The organism is Lysinibacillus boronitolerans JCM 21713 = 10a = NBRC 103108 (assembly GCF_000772935.1).
GTDB classification, from domain to species: domain Bacteria; phylum Bacillota; class Bacilli; order Bacillales_A; family Planococcaceae; genus Lysinibacillus; species Lysinibacillus boronitolerans.
In genome coordinates this window covers 169,542-185,411 of record NZ_JPVR01000079.1, presented here as the reverse complement: position 1 = coordinate 185,411, position 15,870 = coordinate 169,542, and the positions used below count along the sequence as shown (strand labels likewise).

General features: G+C 36.4%; 18 protein-coding genes. 12 read left to right on the top strand and 6 right to left on the bottom strand.

What is annotated here, in order from left to right; genetic code table 11:
- Positions 1-407: 407 nt before the first annotated feature.
- Positions 408-1,358 carry an ABC transporter substrate-binding protein gene (locus tag CD31_RS17840; RefSeq protein ID WP_036079611.1) on the bottom strand — a complete coding sequence of 317 codons (951 nt, stop codon included), beginning with the start codon at positions 1,356-1,358 and terminating at the stop codon, positions 408-410.
- 158 nt (positions 1,359-1,516) lie between these two features.
- On the bottom strand, positions 1,517-2,701 hold the full coding sequence (locus tag CD31_RS17835) for an MFS transporter (protein WP_036079609.1): 1,185 nt from the start codon (positions 2,699-2,701) through the stop codon (positions 1,517-1,519).
- 109 nt (positions 2,702-2,810) lie between these two features.
- Here CD31_RS17835 and CD31_RS17830 point away from each other — a divergent pair, with 109 nt between their 5' ends.
- A complete protein-coding gene (locus CD31_RS17830; RefSeq protein WP_036079607.1) occupies positions 2,811-3,194 on the top strand; it encodes a winged helix-turn-helix transcriptional regulator in 384 nt (127 codons plus the stop codon).
- Positions 3,195-3,249: 55 nt separating this feature from the next.
- Here the strand turns inward: CD31_RS17830 and CD31_RS17825 are convergent, their stop codons facing one another.
- Positions 3,250-4,095, bottom strand: a complete 846-nt coding sequence (locus CD31_RS17825; protein ID WP_036079605.1) for an aldo/keto reductase — start codon at positions 4,093-4,095, stop codon at positions 3,250-3,252.
- 330 nt (positions 4,096-4,425) lie between these two features.
- On the opposite strand from CD31_RS17825, the gene CD31_RS17820 reads away from it, so the two are divergent.
- Complete coding sequence (locus tag CD31_RS17820) at positions 4,426-4,866, top strand: VOC family protein (protein WP_036079603.1); 441 nt, start codon at positions 4,426-4,428, stop codon at positions 4,864-4,866.
- Between the two features lie 56 nt (positions 4,867-4,922).
- Here the strand turns inward: CD31_RS17820 and CD31_RS17815 are convergent, their stop codons facing one another.
- On the bottom strand, positions 4,923-5,801 hold the full coding sequence (locus CD31_RS17815) for a LysR family transcriptional regulator (protein WP_036079601.1): 879 nt from the start codon (positions 5,799-5,801) through the stop codon (positions 4,923-4,925).
- Positions 5,802-6,211: 410 nt separating this feature from the next.
- On the opposite strand from CD31_RS17815, the gene CD31_RS17810 reads away from it, so the two are divergent.
- From CD31_RS17810 to CD31_RS23070, 8 genes are all read left to right on the top strand, one after another.
- The gene (locus tag CD31_RS17810) at positions 6,212-6,880 is read left to right on the top strand and encodes a response regulator transcription factor (RefSeq protein ID WP_036079599.1); all 669 of its coding nucleotides are present in this window, start codon (positions 6,212-6,214) and stop codon (positions 6,878-6,880) included.
- Positions 6,877-8,250, top strand: coding sequence for a HAMP domain-containing sensor histidine kinase (locus tag CD31_RS17805; RefSeq protein ID WP_036079597.1), 1,374 nt, complete (start codon positions 6,877-6,879; stop codon positions 8,248-8,250). The genes CD31_RS17810 and CD31_RS17805 overlap by 4 nt, the downstream gene beginning before the upstream one ends.
- Before the next feature lie 110 nt (positions 8,251-8,360).
- Positions 8,361-9,272: an ABC transporter ATP-binding protein gene (locus CD31_RS17800; protein WP_036079595.1), complete on the top strand. Its 912-nt coding sequence runs from the start codon at positions 8,361-8,363 to the stop codon at positions 9,270-9,272.
- Complete coding sequence (locus CD31_RS17795; protein ID WP_036079593.1) at positions 9,269-9,979, top strand: ABC transporter permease; 711 nt, start codon at positions 9,269-9,271, stop codon at positions 9,977-9,979. The genes CD31_RS17800 and CD31_RS17795 overlap by 4 nt, the downstream gene beginning before the upstream one ends.
- Positions 9,979-10,716: an ABC transporter permease gene (locus CD31_RS17790; RefSeq protein WP_036079592.1), complete on the top strand. Its 738-nt coding sequence runs from the start codon at positions 9,979-9,981 to the stop codon at positions 10,714-10,716. Before CD31_RS17795 ends, CD31_RS17790 begins: the two co-directional genes overlap by 1 nt.
- Before the next feature lie 26 nt (positions 10,717-10,742).
- The gene (locus CD31_RS17785; protein WP_036079814.1) at positions 10,743-11,999 is read left to right on the top strand and encodes an erythromycin esterase family protein; all 1,257 of its coding nucleotides are present in this window, start codon (positions 10,743-10,745) and stop codon (positions 11,997-11,999) included.
- Positions 12,000-12,068: 69 nt separating this feature from the next.
- Positions 12,069-12,953, top strand: coding sequence for a helix-turn-helix transcriptional regulator (locus CD31_RS17780; RefSeq protein WP_036079591.1), 885 nt, complete (start codon positions 12,069-12,071; stop codon positions 12,951-12,953).
- 96 nt (positions 12,954-13,049) lie between these two features.
- A complete protein-coding gene (locus CD31_RS23070; protein ID WP_004231699.1) occupies positions 13,050-13,208 on the top strand; it encodes a DUF1540 domain-containing protein in 159 nt (52 codons plus the stop codon).
- A gap of 48 nt (positions 13,209-13,256) precedes the next feature.
- On the opposite strand, the gene CD31_RS17775 is transcribed toward CD31_RS23070, so the two are convergent.
- On the bottom strand, positions 13,257-13,499 hold the full coding sequence (locus CD31_RS17775) for a hypothetical protein (protein WP_016993122.1): 243 nt from the start codon (positions 13,497-13,499) through the stop codon (positions 13,257-13,259).
- A gap of 415 nt (positions 13,500-13,914) precedes the next feature.
- Here CD31_RS17775 and CD31_RS17770 point away from each other — a divergent pair, with 415 nt between their 5' ends.
- Both CD31_RS17770 and CD31_RS17765 read left to right on the top strand, forming a co-directional pair.
- The gene (locus tag CD31_RS17770) at positions 13,915-14,466 is read left to right on the top strand and encodes a histidine phosphatase family protein (protein WP_036079589.1); all 552 of its coding nucleotides are present in this window, start codon (positions 13,915-13,917) and stop codon (positions 14,464-14,466) included.
- 61 nt (positions 14,467-14,527) lie between these two features.
- Positions 14,528-15,175 (top strand): uridine kinase family protein, encoded by a 648-nt coding sequence (locus tag CD31_RS17765; protein ID WP_036079587.1) that lies wholly within the window; start codon positions 14,528-14,530, stop codon positions 15,173-15,175.
- Positions 15,176-15,217: 42 nt separating this feature from the next.
- On the opposite strand, the gene CD31_RS17760 is transcribed toward CD31_RS17765, so the two are convergent.
- Positions 15,218-15,862 carry an SIMPL domain-containing protein gene (locus tag CD31_RS17760; protein WP_036079585.1) on the bottom strand — a complete coding sequence of 215 codons (645 nt, stop codon included), beginning with the start codon at positions 15,860-15,862 and terminating at the stop codon, positions 15,218-15,220.
- Between the last annotated feature and the right edge of the window lie 8 nt (positions 15,863-15,870).

Genomic DNA, 15,870 nt, shown 5'->3' with positions numbered 1-15,870 from the left:
CTTTCTTTCATGTTGTTGAAAAAAGATCATGTGACTAGCAGAAAAAGCCCTTTTAGCAAGGCGAGGGGGTTGATTTCCGCTCCGCCAGCGTCCTTTCCAGGGGGCGTCTGATGAGCCGCTTCACTCACTTGCGTTCGCTCCAGGGTCTCACCTGTGACGCTAAATCCCCTAGGAGTGACGCTGGCTCCACTCCAATCAACCATGCTGCTAACGTGTCTTTTCTTCTTTCGTACTAGCTGTAGGAAACAAAAAAGTCTATTAAAGAGAGGATAGGCACTTATTTCAATGTGAAGAAGTGATGAGTGACAACATCTATCCATTTTCCCCTTCACAAAAGTGCTATTAAATTATTTTGTTTTTTAACATTAAGCCAAAGAAAGCCCTCATTAAGAGCTTTCTTTTGTAAATTATTTGACGAACCATTTCTCTAGATCATCATACTTTAGCAAGTTGGCTGTGATTGCGCCAGATTGCCAATATGTGCGCTCAGCAATATAAACATGCCCATTTTTTACAGCAGGGAGTGTTTTCCATAGTGTACTATCTAACCATTTAATGGCTTCTTGGTTCTCTTTAGACTCCCATGTACCGTTTGAAGGGAAAAGGATGATATGATCCGCATCTAATTCCGTGATAGCCTCTTCCGATAAAACCTCGTGGAACTCTGTCATATCACGGGCTAATGGATGAGGTGTTAAGCCTGTCTCTGTGTAAATATAGCCAGAGTAGCGATTTTTAATGCCAAATAACGCTAATGTATTATCTGCTACATTTAGTCGTACAACAGCAACTGTTTCGTCTCCAATTGATTCATCTAGTTTTGCTTTTAAATCGGAAACACGTTGCTCATATTGATCAACCATTTCTTTTGCTTTATCAGGAATATTTAAAACATCAGCTATTGTTTCTACAATTTTACGTGGATCTTGTAGAATATCTTCTTTCAAGCGGAAAGTAGGCGCTACCTTTGAGTACTCCTCATACTTTGCCTTATCCGCCGCGCCATCTACAATGATTAAATCAGGCTTGGCTTGTAATAATGTTTCCATGCTACCAGTAATGTCGAACTCAGGAACATCTAATCCTAAATAGTCTTGTTTTCCCCAAGATGGGTGATACCATTGCACAACAGGTTTTACATCCAAAGCAGTTAAATAGTCTTCCAAATAGATAGCAGCTACACGCTGTGGATTTGTAGGAATTTCTACTTTTCCAAACTCATCTTCTACAATTCTTGTATCTTTTGATGTTTGTTCTTCTGTAGCTGTATCCTCTTTTACTTCATTTGAGCCACAGGCACTTATTAAGAACATTAGTGCAAAGAAAACTACAAATGAAAAATATCGACCTCTACGCATTTTATTCACTCCTATAGATTTACTAAAACAGTAAGGGTATTCCTTTAAGTTAGAATGATAATCATTCTCGTTTAGTTCAAGTAAATTATAGGATACAACATATCAACAAACAATACACATTCTCTACTACTTTTTTATACAAAATGAAATTTTGAGAGTTATTGTTTTTTGTTATCGAAAAGTAACCATAAAAGTGTAACAACTGCTGCTAGCATAACCATCAAAAATCCGTATATAGGCGTATGCGCCAACGATTGGTGGCGAATAATAAAGCCTCCGATAAATGAGCCTAAAAATATGCCAATGTTGAAAGCGGAAATATTCAATGCTGAGGCCATTGAAATTGCTGATGGTACATATTTTTCAGATAGTAGAACGGCGTATAGCTGCAATCCTGGAACATTCATGAACATAAATAATCCCATTGTCAGTACCATGATTAAACCGATGATCGGTGATTCAAGAGTGAAGCCAATGGCAAGTAATGCTAAGGCAAGTCCAACAAAAATTATAAAGATTGAACGTAGCGGATTTTGGTTAGCAAAATGACCACCAAGAGTATTACCGATGGCTACACAAATACCATAGACAACTAGAATAATGACGACTGTATGTGGTGAATACCCCATATATTGCTCTAAAATAGGTGAAACATATGTGTAGACAACAAAAGCACCGCCGTATCCAATTGCGGTAATGAATAGTATTAAGATCATACGAATATTGCCTAATACCTTACCAATATCACGAATAGAGATGGGATTGCCCTTCGATAATTGGCTAGGTACTAGCAATGCATTACTAATTAAACCGATAATTCCAATAACGACAATAAAGATGAATGACATACGCCAATCTGTAACTTGTCCAATAAATGTACCAAGTGGGACACCCGTCACAGTAGCTAATGTTAATCCAGTAAACATAAAGGCAATGGCGCTTGCTCGTTTATTAGGTTCAACTACATCAGCGGCTATAACAGAAGCGATCGACATAAAGACACCATGAGCTAAAGCTGATATTATACGACCTATTATCAGAACTGAAAAAACAGGTGCGATAGCTGCAGTTAAATTCCCTGCTATAAAAATAGTCATAACAAGCAGTAAAACTGTTTTTCGACTTAAACGAGATGTTAAGGCTGTTAGTAATGGAGCTCCAATAGTAACACCTAGTGCATATATAGAAACAGTTAAACCGGCTGTGCTTAAAGATATACCAAAATCATCAGTAATTAATGGTAAAAGTCCGACACTGATAAATTCAGTGGACCCTATTCCAAATGCACTAATTGCAAGTGCTAGCAATGTCAATTTTGGATTTGGCTTTTTTGATTGTGTCATTTTACTAATATCTCCTTTGATTTTTTTTATCATGTGTAGTAATATTCATACATACCTAAAAGTTATGTAGAGTACTTTTAGTTACTTTTGAATATTACGGGGGTTTACAATGCAAAAAATTTATAATATTGGTGTTGAAGCTACGCTTGAAGTTATTGGTGGTAAATGGAAACCAGTCATTCTTTGTCATTTAAACCACCATGGTAAAATTCGAACAAATGAGTTTCGACGATTGATTCCTGGAATTTCACAAAAAATGCTTACAAGTCAATTAAGAGAATTAGAGCAAGCTGGATTAATCAATCGAAAAGTCTTCAATCAAGTACCACCTAAAGTGGAGTATTCCTTAACGTCTTATGGCCAGGGGATGGAGCCCATTTTGAATATGCTTTGCACTTGGGGCGAAAAGCATGTTGAGTTACTACAGGATAAAGGTGAAGACGTTCTGTTAAAACAACGTGATGAAGATATAGCTATGCAGCAAACATCATAATGAGGGGAGAAAGAGACTGTCATATACAAGACAGTCTCTTTCCTCATTTTAATGCTTATAGAGCAAAGTCAAATTCATCTGGATTTGGTCCAACACGTTGTTCACGATTCATCTCATTGATTAATGTCATTTCTTCGTCTGTTAAAGTAAAGTCAAAGATATCAGCGTTTTGCATCATGCGTTCTCTACGTACTGATTTTGGAATTGTAATCACTCCATTTTGTACATCCCAGCGTAAAATAACCTGAGCATTTGATTTTCCGTATTTTGTTGCGATTTTTGAAATTGTTTCATCTTCAAGAAGTCCACCTTGCATTAAAGGTGCCCATGCTTCAAGTTGAATTTGATGCTTGTCACAGAATGAACGAAGCTCCACTTGTTGTAAGCGTGGGTGGAATTCCACTTGGTTCAAAACAGGTTTAATACGAGCAAATGATAATAAGTTTTCCAAGTGTGCCACAGTAAAGTTAGATACACCGATTGCTTTGATTTTGCCTTGTTCATATAGGTCTTCAAGTGCTTTCCATGATTCAGCATATTTATCTTTACCAGGCCAATGAATTAGATAAAGATCTAAATAATCTAATCCTAATTTTTTTAGGCTCTCTTCATATGCTGCAATTGTTTCATCATAGCCTAAACCATCGTTCCATACTTTAGATGTGATAAATAAATCTTCACGACGTAAGCCAGTAGATGCTAGAGCTTGTTTAATACCTTCTCCTACACCTGCCTCATTGCCATAAATAGCAGCAGTGTCGATGCTTCGATAGCCGACTTCAATAGCGTTTTTTACCATCTCAGCCGTAGCATCATTTTCTACTTGAAAAACACCTAAACCCATACCAGGCATTTGTAGGTCATTATTTAAAGTGATTGTATCTTGTAAATGAGTAATCATTTTTAGTCCTCCATGTTTTGTGATTATTTGATTGCTTACTCATTATGCTGCTAACATACTCTCAAAAAAAGTACGTACTTTTTTGTGTCATAGAAACGTAGAGGTAACTTTTGTGAGCTGGCAATGCTTAGAGGAATAAAAATATTTATTGATGAAGCGATTAAATAAAAATGTCGCATCTGATTGGTCTTAACTACTAGTAAAAAATATCGAGTAACCTACAAAAGGCTTTGGAGACAATTAAACAAATATTTTTCTTGAGGTAATAAAAGGAAATATACGTTCGGTAGAGAATTAAAGTAGTAATACTTTAAAAAGGGGATTTTGAAGATGAATCGTTTAAATTTAATTACATTAGGTGTTAAAGATATGGTGGAGTCTCTAACTTTTTACCGAGAGGGGCTTGGTTTTGAAGTGGTGGTATACGGAGAGGAGACGAATCCCGATGTCATGTTCTTTAATAATGGAGGAACAAAAATATCGTTATTTCCAATTGAACGTTTAGTCAGAGATATCAATGAATCCAATCCACCAGAAATTAGCCAAGGCTTTGGAGGAATCACTCTTGCCTATAATGGTAAATCAAAAGAAGAAGTGGATCGCGTCTTTGCATTAGCAAAAAAGGCTGGAGCAAAAATTGTTAAAGAGCCCGTAACTGCATTCTGGGGTGGCTATAGTGGCTATTTTCAAGATCCAAATGGCTACTATTGGGAAGTTGCCTATGGTGACATGTGGCAGTTTGATGAGAATGATATGTTGATTATTCAATAACTGTTAAAAAAGAGAGCAAACTAGAAGCGTTAGTTTGCTCTCTTTTTTATTAACCGTTAACAATAATGCTCCCTCATTAAATCCACAAAGTTTTGAGCAGCTTTGGATAAATAATGATTCTTCAGCCATACGAGTCCTACTGAGGTGGATAGTTCTGCTGAGGGAATTTTGTATGCATGAAGTGGTAGATCACCATATTGCTTTAAAATAGTTTCAGGTACGATAGAGGAGCTAAAGCCAGAAGCGATTAAATTCATTAAAAGTGCTGTATCTGAGCATTCTCCGACAATACGGGACTGCAGCTGGAGGCGAGAAAATGCTTCTAGTATTGAATAATGTACGCCCAAGCCTTCTGTGCTTGGTAAAAGGATTGGCCAATTTTGTATTTCAGCTAAAGCAACGTCGTGTTCTAAGAGGTCGAACTTTTTGGATTGTATAAAGTAAAATGGTTCAGTGTACATATGTAGGACAGAGAAATCTTCTAATTCTAAAGGTAAGCGAATGATGGCAAGTTCTACAACACGGTCCCTTACTAATTTACAAAGATAAGAAGATTCATTTTGTTGAATTTTATAAGTCACCTTTGGGTAGTGTTGTTGAAATTGTTGTAGTAATTGGGGCAGCTCAACAACTGAAAATGTATTGATGCCTATTGTCAATCGACCATGCAGGCCTAATCCAACATCCTTAACCTCTGCTTCTGCCTCTTTCATTAATTGTGCAACCTGCAATGCATACTTATATAAGGTCTTTCCCGCCTCAGTTACTTCAAAATATTTGCCGCTCCTTTCTACCAACTTTGAACCGAGCTCTTCCTCCATCGTTTTTAAATGCTGACTCAATGGTGGCTGAGAAATATGTAACCTTTCAGCCGCAGCAGAAATCTTTTTTTCCTCCACAATTGCTATAAAATAGCGTAGTTGTCTTATATCCAAACATAAACACCCCTCTATTATAGGTAAAACCTAAGAAAATTATATTTCTCTAATATTTTTAATATAGTTAGGGCCATTTATCAAAGAAAAAAGAAGTGAAGTTTCTTTTTTCTATCACCTAAATGTGAAGCGGGCAACGTTGATGAAAAAATAATTCCATTTTTTTAGGTGTATATGATTCTTGCCATGCTTTGGGGTGTGCCTTGTAATATCGATTCCCTACACCTTTCTAAATGAATTTGAAGCAGGTGATAAAGTAGCAACGTATACTATAAAAGAGCAACTTTTATTAGTTACTTTTTTCAATAAATTGGTGGTTTTGAATTTCTTAAGAAAATAAATAACAGTTCCCCTATAATAACCATGTATGGAAATTATAAATTTTTAAAATGTATCAAGGAGGATGAACATTGATTCGTATATTGTACATAGAAGATGAAAAAGAAATCGGACAATGGGTAAGCAAGGAATTAACGGAGCGAGGTTATGATGTGACATGGCTAAAATCAGGGGAGGGGCTTGAGCAACATATTTCCTCAAAAGATATTGCTATATTGGATGTGATGCTACCTGGATTGGATGGTTTCTCCATAGGCAAAAGAATTAAACGGGAAAATAAAGACCTGCCAATTCTGATGTTATCAGCAAGAACAGCTGTTGAGGATAAAATTGAAGGGCTACATTTTGCTGATGATTACTTAACAAAGCCATTTCACCCTGATGAGCTCGTTGCAAGGCTAGAAGTATTATTAAGAAGATATCAAAAAAATGATGATGTACTGGCATTGCAGCATCTTAAAATTTATACGAAAGATATGCAAGTTATCAATACGATGAATGAAGAAGAAATTCTTTTGACTGGAAAACAATTTTATTTATTACAATATTTTATTCGTCATTTAAATCAAATTTTAACAAAGGAACAACTCTATGAGGGCGTATGGGGTGAGAGCTATATTGAAGGTGATAAAACACTCATGGTGCATATTCGTTACTTAAGAGAAAAAATAGAAATCAATCCTGCAAAGCCCATGATTATTGAAACAATTCGAGGCATTGGCTATAGGGTGAAACAATGAAATTTTTTCGATCATTATTAGCGAAATATATGCTTATTATTGTATTAGCCATATCTATTGTGCAAATCTCCTATCTTGGTGTTGCTACTTTCGTATTAGGCATTACAAAGACAGGGACAGGGGAATTTTCAAGCGGAGTACTTGTAGAAAGTGATATTGAAGAGCAATGGCATGCACAGGCTGAAAATATGACCAATGCAACAGATGATGCGATTACGCAGTTATTTCAAAAGTGGCAAGAGCAATTTCCTACGGCTTCTATGTTTTGGGTAAGTGAAGAGGGGAACTTACTGACTACATTGAATGTGAAGGATCAGTTACCAGCAAAGTGGACACCAGCCTATACAACACAATTTATAAAAGAACGTTATGGAGATGATCCATTTACTGTTATAGCCTTCTTAGGTGATGATATAGCAAATGGCTTTATTGTATTAGAGATTCCAAGGGTAGCATTTAATCCTCCACTTATAAAGGTCTATGATAACTATGGTAACTTTTTATTTTTTGGTGTTATTGCGGTTATTTTATTTTTTATTGTAGTTTCGCTTTTATTTTTCAAGGGAATTCGAAAAAGATTATTACATCTGCAAGAGGCTATGGAAATACGTGATGTAGATGGTTTACCTATTGAAATTCAGGTGAAAAAACGAGATGAGATTGGGCAATTGGAGCATAGTTTTAACAGAATGGTTTGTGAACTGAGAGACAGTAAACAACGTCAACAGAAGGAAGAACAGCTAAGACGTGAACTGATTGCTAATCTATCACATGATTTACGGACACCTTTAACGAAGGTAAGAGCTCAATCCTATACAATTAGCAAAGAAGCGTTATCTGAGGAAGGGAAGCAGGCATTAAAGGCTATGGACACATCCATAGTGAATATTGATGCTTTAATTGAAAATTTGATGTCCTATACATTGCTTATGGCAAGTAAATATAAATTTGAACCGAAAGACATCAATGTTATCCGGTTTGTAAGGGAGCATCTAACGACATGGTATCCAGTTTTCGAGCGAGAAGGTTTTACAATCGATATTGAGCTACAGCCATTTGAACCTGTAGAATGGCGTGTTGATCCATTATGGTTAGGGAGAGTATTTGATAATATTTTCCAAAACGTACTGCGCCACGCGAGTAGTGGTAAATATATAAGTGTGAAAACGGAATCGACGGAGTGTTATACAGCATTTATTGTTGAGGATCATGGTCAAGGGATGAAAAATGAGTCGAATGCAAAGGGCGCTGGAATCGGCTTATCAATTGTTGATGTCATGATAAAGGGCATGCATCTTGAATGGGATATCCATTCCGATCACTCTGGTACAAAAATTATCATAAAAAAATCTGCGAAGCTTGAGAAATAAATGCTTCGCAGATTTTTTTATGATAGAAATGATTTTTTAAACAAAATTTAAACTTAGCCCATACCTTTTTTTAAACTTCCCTTTTTAAGATAGTTAAAGAGGTGAGGACATTGGAATATATCGTACAAACACAAAACTTATCAAAAAGCTTTGGGAAAGAGCAAGCTGTATCAAATTTGAACTTGCAAATACGCAAAGGTGAAATATATGGATTTTTGGGTCCGAATGGAGCAGGTAAAACGACTACAATTCGAATGCTCCTAGGTTTGATGAAGCCATCTTCTGGAACAATCAAAATCTTTGAAAAGAACATTACGAAGGATCGTATCCAAATTTTAGCGAAGATAGGTTCGTTGGTGGAAAACCCTTCTTATTATCCACATTTAACAGCATATGAGAATCTAGAGGCGCTAAGAAAAATACTAGGTGTATCAAAAACTCGAATTGATGAAGTTTTGGAAATTGTCCGTTTGAAGGAAGTTGCCCACAAAAAGGTCAAAGGTTTCTCTTTAGGAATGAAACAACGTCTTGGTATTGCTGCTTCTTTACTACATAGTCCTGAATTACTTATTTTAGATGAACCAACGAATGGCCTCGATCCTTCAGGCATTATAGAGATTCGTAATTTAATTAAAAGATTACCAGAGGAATATGGCATGACCATTATAATCTCCAGCCATTTATTATCAGAGATTGATCAAATGGCAACACAAGTTGGGATTGTTTCGAAAGGGAAATTAATTTTCCAAGATTCTATTGAGGCTATGCGTCGCTTTGCCCAACCAAAGGTTACCTTCAAAGTAAATAATGGTGAAAAAGGATGGCGTTTTTTATTAGCAAATGGTATTAAGGCAGATTATCAAAATGGTGTGATTTTCTTAGAAGAGTGCTCGGATGAAAAGGTTGCTCATATTGTCCAAGTTCTTGTGCAGGAGGGTATATCAGTATTCCGAGTAGAGGAAGAGAAACGTTCATTGGAGGATATATTCCTGCAAATGACGATGGGAGAGCAGGGGAAATGATGGGAAAGCTATTAACTGCTGATTTCTTAAAAATAAAACGTAAAGGATTATGGCTTCTAACGCTTATCGGCCCTTTCGGAGTGGTTGCTTTGCAAATGGTCAATTATGGAGTAAGAAAGGATTATCTCTTACAGCAAAGTGAGGATGATTGGGGCTATTACTTGCTAAATGTACATTCATTTACACCGCTTGCGATAGTCTTGGGCATAGCCATTCTTACGTCATTCATAGCAAGCATTGAAAATGAGACCAATGCGTGGAAGCAGCTCATTGCATTACCTGTTTCCAAATTAACCGTGTATTTGTCTAAATTTACACTGTTAGCTATCTTGCTATTTTTTTCCTCAACGTTATTAATGTTTTTTACTATGGGCTACGGGCTGTTTTTAGAATTAGGTGACACGGTACCTTACATGGAGCTAGCCAAATATAGTTATTTCCCTGCTTTTGCAGCATTACCTATCTTGGCACTTCAATTGTGGATAGCGAGTGTAAGTCATAATCAAGGGATTCCGATAACTGTAGGCATTTTTGGGGTGATTTTTGCCTATTCTTCCTATCTTCTCCCAGATTGGATGATATGGAAATGGCCATCATTGATGAACCAATGGAATCAGCCGATGATCAATGTCTTATTGGGCGTAGGAATTGGTTTCTTACTCTATATTATTGGCATGATTGATTTTGCAAGAAGGGACGTGAAATAATGATTGCTTTACTTCAGGCTGAGTGGTTTAAGTTACGTAAATCAAAAATGGTACCCATTATTTTAGCAGGACCCATGATTGGACTTTTCATAGGTCTTTCCGCTAATTTAGAGGACAACATGCAAGGGATTGAAATCAATGAGTGGTATATATCGTTATTTTCGATGAATTTAACATATGCTCTATTATTTTTACCTCTTATTTCAGGTGTTTTTACCAGTATTATTTGTAGATATGAACATCAGTCTGGTGGATGGAAGCAGCTTTTAGCATTACCTGTAACAAGAGGGAAAGTATTTGTAGCTAAATACATATTGATTATGCTGCTTGTTTTAGCAATGCAGATATTGTATTTAGGCTCGATATTTGCTGTTGGGATAGTAAAGGGCTATACAGATTCCTTTCCTATGGAGATTGTTTGGAAAAGCATAGTAGGAGGATGGGTAGCGACATTGCCATTAGTAGCCTTGCAATTGTGGCTGTCCATTATGTTTAAAAGCTTTGCTGCTCCATTTGCTGTTAATGTCATATTTACTTTGCCATCAATTTTAGCAGTGAATTCTGAAAGAATTGGACCGTATTATCCTTGGGCACAACCTTTTTCAATGATGTATATAGGTGGCAATACAGACGATGTATTCTTCGTACCGTGGGAGCAAGTGTTAACCGTAGTAGGAGGCGGTTTCATCCTATTTTTCCTCGGAGGATATTACTATTTTCAACGAAAATCCATTTAACACCTTAAAGGAGAATTGACATGAGAATGATGAAACGTAGCTTACGTTTTTTAACTGCATCGATACTGTTAGTAGCTTTAGCAGGATGTGGACAGGGGGAGGCTGTAAAAGATGCAGCACACTATACTAGTGAAATAAAAGATATCAATATCCCTGATGATGTAAAAATTATTGGGTTTGGGGAAGCAACACATGGCAATATTGAATTTCAAACATTAAAAAAAGATCTATTTGAAGCGATGATACAAAATGAAAATGTTCATGTTTTTGTCTTAGAAGGAGATTTTGGGGGAGCCCAGCAGATAAATCAATTTATCGTAAATGGTGTAGGAACGGCGGAGGAAGCTATAAAAGCGTTAGACTACGGCATCTACAAAACTGAACAAATGGTAGGGTTTGTGCAATGGATGCATGACTATAATCAGACAGTTGATGAACAAGAGAAAATTTATTTTTATGGCAATGATATGCAACGCTATGATTACAGCAAAAAAGGGTTGCTTGATTATTATGCTAAGGTACATGCTGACAATGCACAAAAATTCACGACTCAACTAGAGCATGTTACCAACAAAACGATGAGAGAATTATCGAATAGTCAGCTAATCGAGCTTGATAAAACGATTGATACAATAATCAATGATTTACAATCAAACAAAGCGATGTATGAGAAAAAATCTTCAAAGGATGAATTCTCCTTTGCTGTTCAATATGCGCAAATTATGAAGCAGCGTACACAATTATTTTTAAATGATGGTAATTATATGAATTTACGGGACGAATATTTAGCTGAAAATTTACAATGGATCGTTGAATATGAAGCAACGCAAGGCCATGATAAAGTATTAATGTCTGCTCATAATGGTCATATTGAGAAAACTTCTGCTACGATGGCAGGCTATCAATCAATGGGGCATTATTTAAGTGAGCAATATAAAGATCATTATTTTGCGATTGGCACAGACTTTGTAAAAAATACATTCCAGGCACAAAATGGGTCTGGTGCACGAAAGGAATATACGGTTGAGCATCATAATGCTTTAGTGGATGCCTTTAGTGACATTGATAATAACATCTTTTATGTGGATTTTGAAGCTGCCAAACAATCAAAGGAGCTGGCGAATATTCTTTCCGAAAAGCAAAGAATGGGCAATATCGGCGATGATTTTCGTCCATGGTATAAGCTGACACAAATGCTGTACACCATTAAAATGACACCTGAGGAAGCTTATGATGGTCTCATCGTTGTGCAAGAAGCAACCCCAACAAAAATAATTGATTAAGTTAAATTTAGCAACCTTCATCAAAAAATCTGTTTCCTTCTCCAGTATGATAAAGATGAGGTGAGTAACATGGAGTATAGTCAAGCGACGCAAAGAACTATTGCCTATATCGAGGAGCAATTGATGGAGGAAATTTCTCTTGAATGTCTTCCTAGTACTGCTGGTTATTCGAAGTACCATCTAAGCCGAATTTTTAAGCAAGAAACGGGATTTACGATTGGTGAATATATTCGTATACGTCGGCTAGCTATGGCAGCGAGTTATTTGATGTACTCTAATGTATCAATATTAACGATTGCCGTTACACTTCAGTTTCAATCACAAGAAGCTTTTACAAGAGCATTTAAAGAAGTTTATGCTTTACCACCAGGGAAGTATCGAAAAGTAATGCAATCATTAAATATGATGGAGGAGGAACATTACATGGAAACAGTTGAACAGGTTAAAGGTTGGGTGTTGAGTGGGGCTAATCCAGAATTGTATAAGTTTCATACAGATGACAAGGTATTTCATTCAGGGAACCGCTCAGGAGTATTGTATTCCACAACTGCCTCAGCAAATCATGGCCAATTTGCTACAATGATGCAGGGCTTTCAGGCAGCTGACTACAAAGGGAAACGCTTGAAGATGTCATGCTATTTAAAGACGGCAGATGCTACAAAGTGTGGTGCATGGATGCGTATTGACAATGGTACAGGTGATACTATTCAATTTGATAATATGGATCAACGCTCTGTAACAGGTTCTACTGAATGGAATCATTATTCTATTGTCTTAGATGTACCTGAAGAAGGTTATTCCATTTATTTTGGTGTGTTACTAATTGGTTCGGGTAAAGTCTGGGCAGATGGCTTCCGTTTTGAAGAAGTGGACAACAAGGTACCCTCAACAAATATGCTTACGCAGGAACATTTATCTAATCATCCTACTAATCTAGATTTCAGTATGGAGTGAATCAGACAGTACTAATAAAATCGAGACCTGACTTTTTTGAATAACGTATTGATTACCTCTAATTTGTTAAAGATAACAAAGAGGAGGTGTGAGACGATGGCACAAGAAATTCTTTGTGAAGTCAATAACTGCACATTTTGGGATTCTGGTAACAAATGCACAGCCGAAAAAATTTATGTTGTCAGCCAAAAGGGACAACATGCTTCCAACAGTGAGGAAACAGACTGTAAAACATTCGAACCTGAAACGCATTAATGCCAAAAGGGTAACCATGTATATGGTTACCCTTTTTCCCTCTCTTTATTAATAAATATCCACCTTTTCTTTGTTGAATAAAAGAGCATGAGCATTTTTTACTTTTTCCTCTACATAATCCAGTGAGTATTTACCAACAGAATCTGTTAAATCCCCAATTGCCCGCGACAAATTATCAATAATCGGAATTAATTTGTGCATTTCTGTGCGATGCTTCTCATTGTGCATCTCATCCATAATTTCATATGCTAGTTGTTGGATTTTCCTTAGTCGCAATTTTTCAGATTGCATTGAATCCTCCTTATTGAACCAATTTATGATGTCTCATTATATGAGCTACAATAAGGTTTCATGAATAAGGTTCTTTAGAAATAATTGCTCGTGTGATGAAGGTCTAGTGCATGTTCTCTTATGCTCAATCTGGGATTCGTCTTCATTCGATACAGTTAGCTTTATCATACGTTGATGATAAAATACATCTAAATAATTGCAGTTAATTGGATCTAGCAAAATATTTTGTTTCACCTGTCTCGGTAGAAGGATATGCTATGCATACAGATCTCTATAGAGGTTAGATACTCTACAAGATGAGTTGCTATAGATTGCTGAATATGATTTGCTCAACTTGCATAAGCTTCTTTGGAACTAGTTAGTAAAGAAAGTATAATAGTTGTTAATAAATGGATTTCTACACTAGGAGGTTTTTATGGGGAAGATATATGTTATTAGACATTGTCTAGCACAAGGACAATCACTAGATGCACCCTTAACTCAGAAGGGAATTGAGCAAGCAGAAAGTTTAGCTGATTTTTTCAAGGGCATAAAAATTAATCGAATTCTATCTAGCCCTTTTTTACGAGCAATACAATCAATTGAACCTTTAAGTATTAGAGAAAGTATGACGATTGAAATTGATGAACGTCTTTCGGAGCGCCGTTTAAGTACTAGAGACCTTCCAGATTGGTATGAAAAATTACAGGCGACATTTGTTGATATGGATTTAAAATATGATGGTGGAGAATCCAGTAATGAGGCAATGGATCGAATCGTAGATGTTGTAAAAGACGCATTTGCTCGGGATGTTGATAATACATTAATCGTGAGTCATGGCAATATCATCTCATTACTGTTGAAGTATTATGATATGACTATTGATTTTCACTGTTGGAAGAATTTAAGCAACCCAGATGTTTATCTATTAAGTCCTAAGCATAACGAAGTAATGATAGAAAGAATATGGAGTTCTCAGCATGAGTGAATAATAAGGTGGTATGGAGGGAGTGGCTGCTTACCATACCTTTTCTAATAAGGAGAGTACAATGGAGACTATTTTAAAAGACATCTTAAATTGGGTGATGAAGGCGGATAAAAGGATTGTGATTGGCATTTCTGGTCATGGAGCTGCTGGAAAAACAACGTTTGCTCAAAAACTTATACAGACTTTAGAACAAGATGAAGTAAATTATTTGAATACTGATCCGTATATTGTGAATTCAGATATTCGCAAACAAACAATGCTTGAGTATACATATCAAAATGAGCATCATCGTTTTAAAATGACGGCTTGTCATCCCGCTGCTCATCATCTACCATCATTGGAGAGGGACGTCCAAATGATAAGAGCTGGATTGGATTTAATGACAATCGATACACATTACCTGAGAAGCACACTTATTTCTTCAAAAAAGAAAATTACAATAGTAGAAGGGATGTGCGTAGCATTTATCAATCCTAATCTATTTGATTTGAAACTTTATTTTTATACAGATGGTAAAACAGAATTTATAAGAAGATCGGGTCGAGATGTGATTGAGAGAGGAATAGATATCAATTATTTGAAGCAGTCACATGATGAGCGACGTATTCAATATGAATTATTTATGCATCCACATTGCCAGCATTTTGATATGGTTATTAAAACACAGGATGATGAAATCCTTATTGAAAAAAATACACTTGTAAAATAAACGAGGGCCTTCTGCATTTTGACTAGCAGAAGGCTCTTAACTTTAGTATTGAAATTTTACACGAACAGTAGCATCAATAGCAATTTGTCCCTGTTCTATAGGCGTAATTCCCGAGGATACAGTCATAGAGCGATAAAGGATCGGTGTGTTAGCCTGTTCTTCCACAATCTCTACAGGGAGTGGCTGCAAAGGCAGGTGCATAGTTTCTGCAATGGTTTTCGCCTTCAATTGAGCATTCTGTAGTGCTAAACTTAATGCTTGCTGATAGTAAGCATCGGTATGGTCCATTTTGAACTGAATATTGGTTATTCGATTTGCCCCATTTTCTACAGCGGTATCAATGATTAAGCCCAAATCATTGGTATCCGAAACGTTGACGGAAATGGCGTTGACTACTTCATAGCCATTAAAAATTTGTTTACCATCTTCAAAATTATACAGGGGTGTGATTGTATAACTAGCAGTTTGAATTTGTTCTCTTGGAATACCAAATGCAATAAGTGATTGCATAACTTCATTCATGATTGCCGCATTTTCCTGTTGGGGACCTTGTACATGGTTGCCCTGTGTTTGGACTTCAATTTGTAATTGTACAGAGCTAGGTGTAGCCATTATCTGTCCATTGCCGATTACAATCATAGTACGTGACGGATGATGTGTTAGTTGATTGACTTGTGCATAGTACATCTAATACC

Bases quoted from the DNA above. Each gene is read 5' to 3' on its own strand.
- CD31_RS17840 (WP_036079611.1), bottom strand. From the start codon at position 1,358: ATGCGTAGAGGTCGATATTTTTCATTTGTAGTTTTCTTTGCACTAATG.
- CD31_RS17835 (WP_036079609.1), bottom strand. From the start codon at position 2,701: ATGACACAATCAAAAAAGCCAAATCCAAAATTGACATTGCTAGCACTT.
- CD31_RS17830 (WP_036079607.1), top strand. From the start codon at position 2,811: ATGCAAAAAATTTATAATATTGGTGTTGAAGCTACGCTTGAAGTTATT.
- CD31_RS17825 (WP_036079605.1), bottom strand. From the start codon at position 4,095: ATGATTACTCATTTACAAGATACAATCACTTTAAATAATGACCTACAA.
- CD31_RS17820 (WP_036079603.1), top strand. From the start codon at position 4,426: ATGAATCGTTTAAATTTAATTACATTAGGTGTTAAAGATATGGTGGAG.
- CD31_RS17805 (WP_036079597.1), top strand. From the start codon at position 6,877: ATGAAATTTTTTCGATCATTATTAGCGAAATATATGCTTATTATTGTA.
- CD31_RS17795 (WP_036079593.1), top strand. From the start codon at position 9,269: ATGATGGGAAAGCTATTAACTGCTGATTTCTTAAAAATAAAACGTAAA.
- CD31_RS17790 (WP_036079592.1), top strand. From the start codon at position 9,979: ATGATTGCTTTACTTCAGGCTGAGTGGTTTAAGTTACGTAAATCAAAA.
- CD31_RS17785 (WP_036079814.1), top strand. From the start codon at position 10,743: ATGATGAAACGTAGCTTACGTTTTTTAACTGCATCGATACTGTTAGTA.
- CD31_RS17780 (WP_036079591.1), top strand. From the start codon at position 12,069: ATGGAGTATAGTCAAGCGACGCAAAGAACTATTGCCTATATCGAGGAG.
- CD31_RS23070 (WP_004231699.1), top strand. From the start codon at position 13,050: ATGGCACAAGAAATTCTTTGTGAAGTCAATAACTGCACATTTTGGGAT.
- CD31_RS17775 (WP_016993122.1), bottom strand. From the start codon at position 13,499: ATGCAATCTGAAAAATTGCGACTAAGGAAAATCCAACAACTAGCATAT.
- CD31_RS17770 (WP_036079589.1), top strand. From the start codon at position 13,915: ATGGGGAAGATATATGTTATTAGACATTGTCTAGCACAAGGACAATCA.
- CD31_RS17765 (WP_036079587.1), top strand. From the start codon at position 14,528: ATGGAGACTATTTTAAAAGACATCTTAAATTGGGTGATGAAGGCGGAT.
- CD31_RS17760 (WP_036079585.1), bottom strand. From the start codon at position 15,862: ATGTACTATGCACAAGTCAATCAACTAACACATCATCCGTCACGTACT.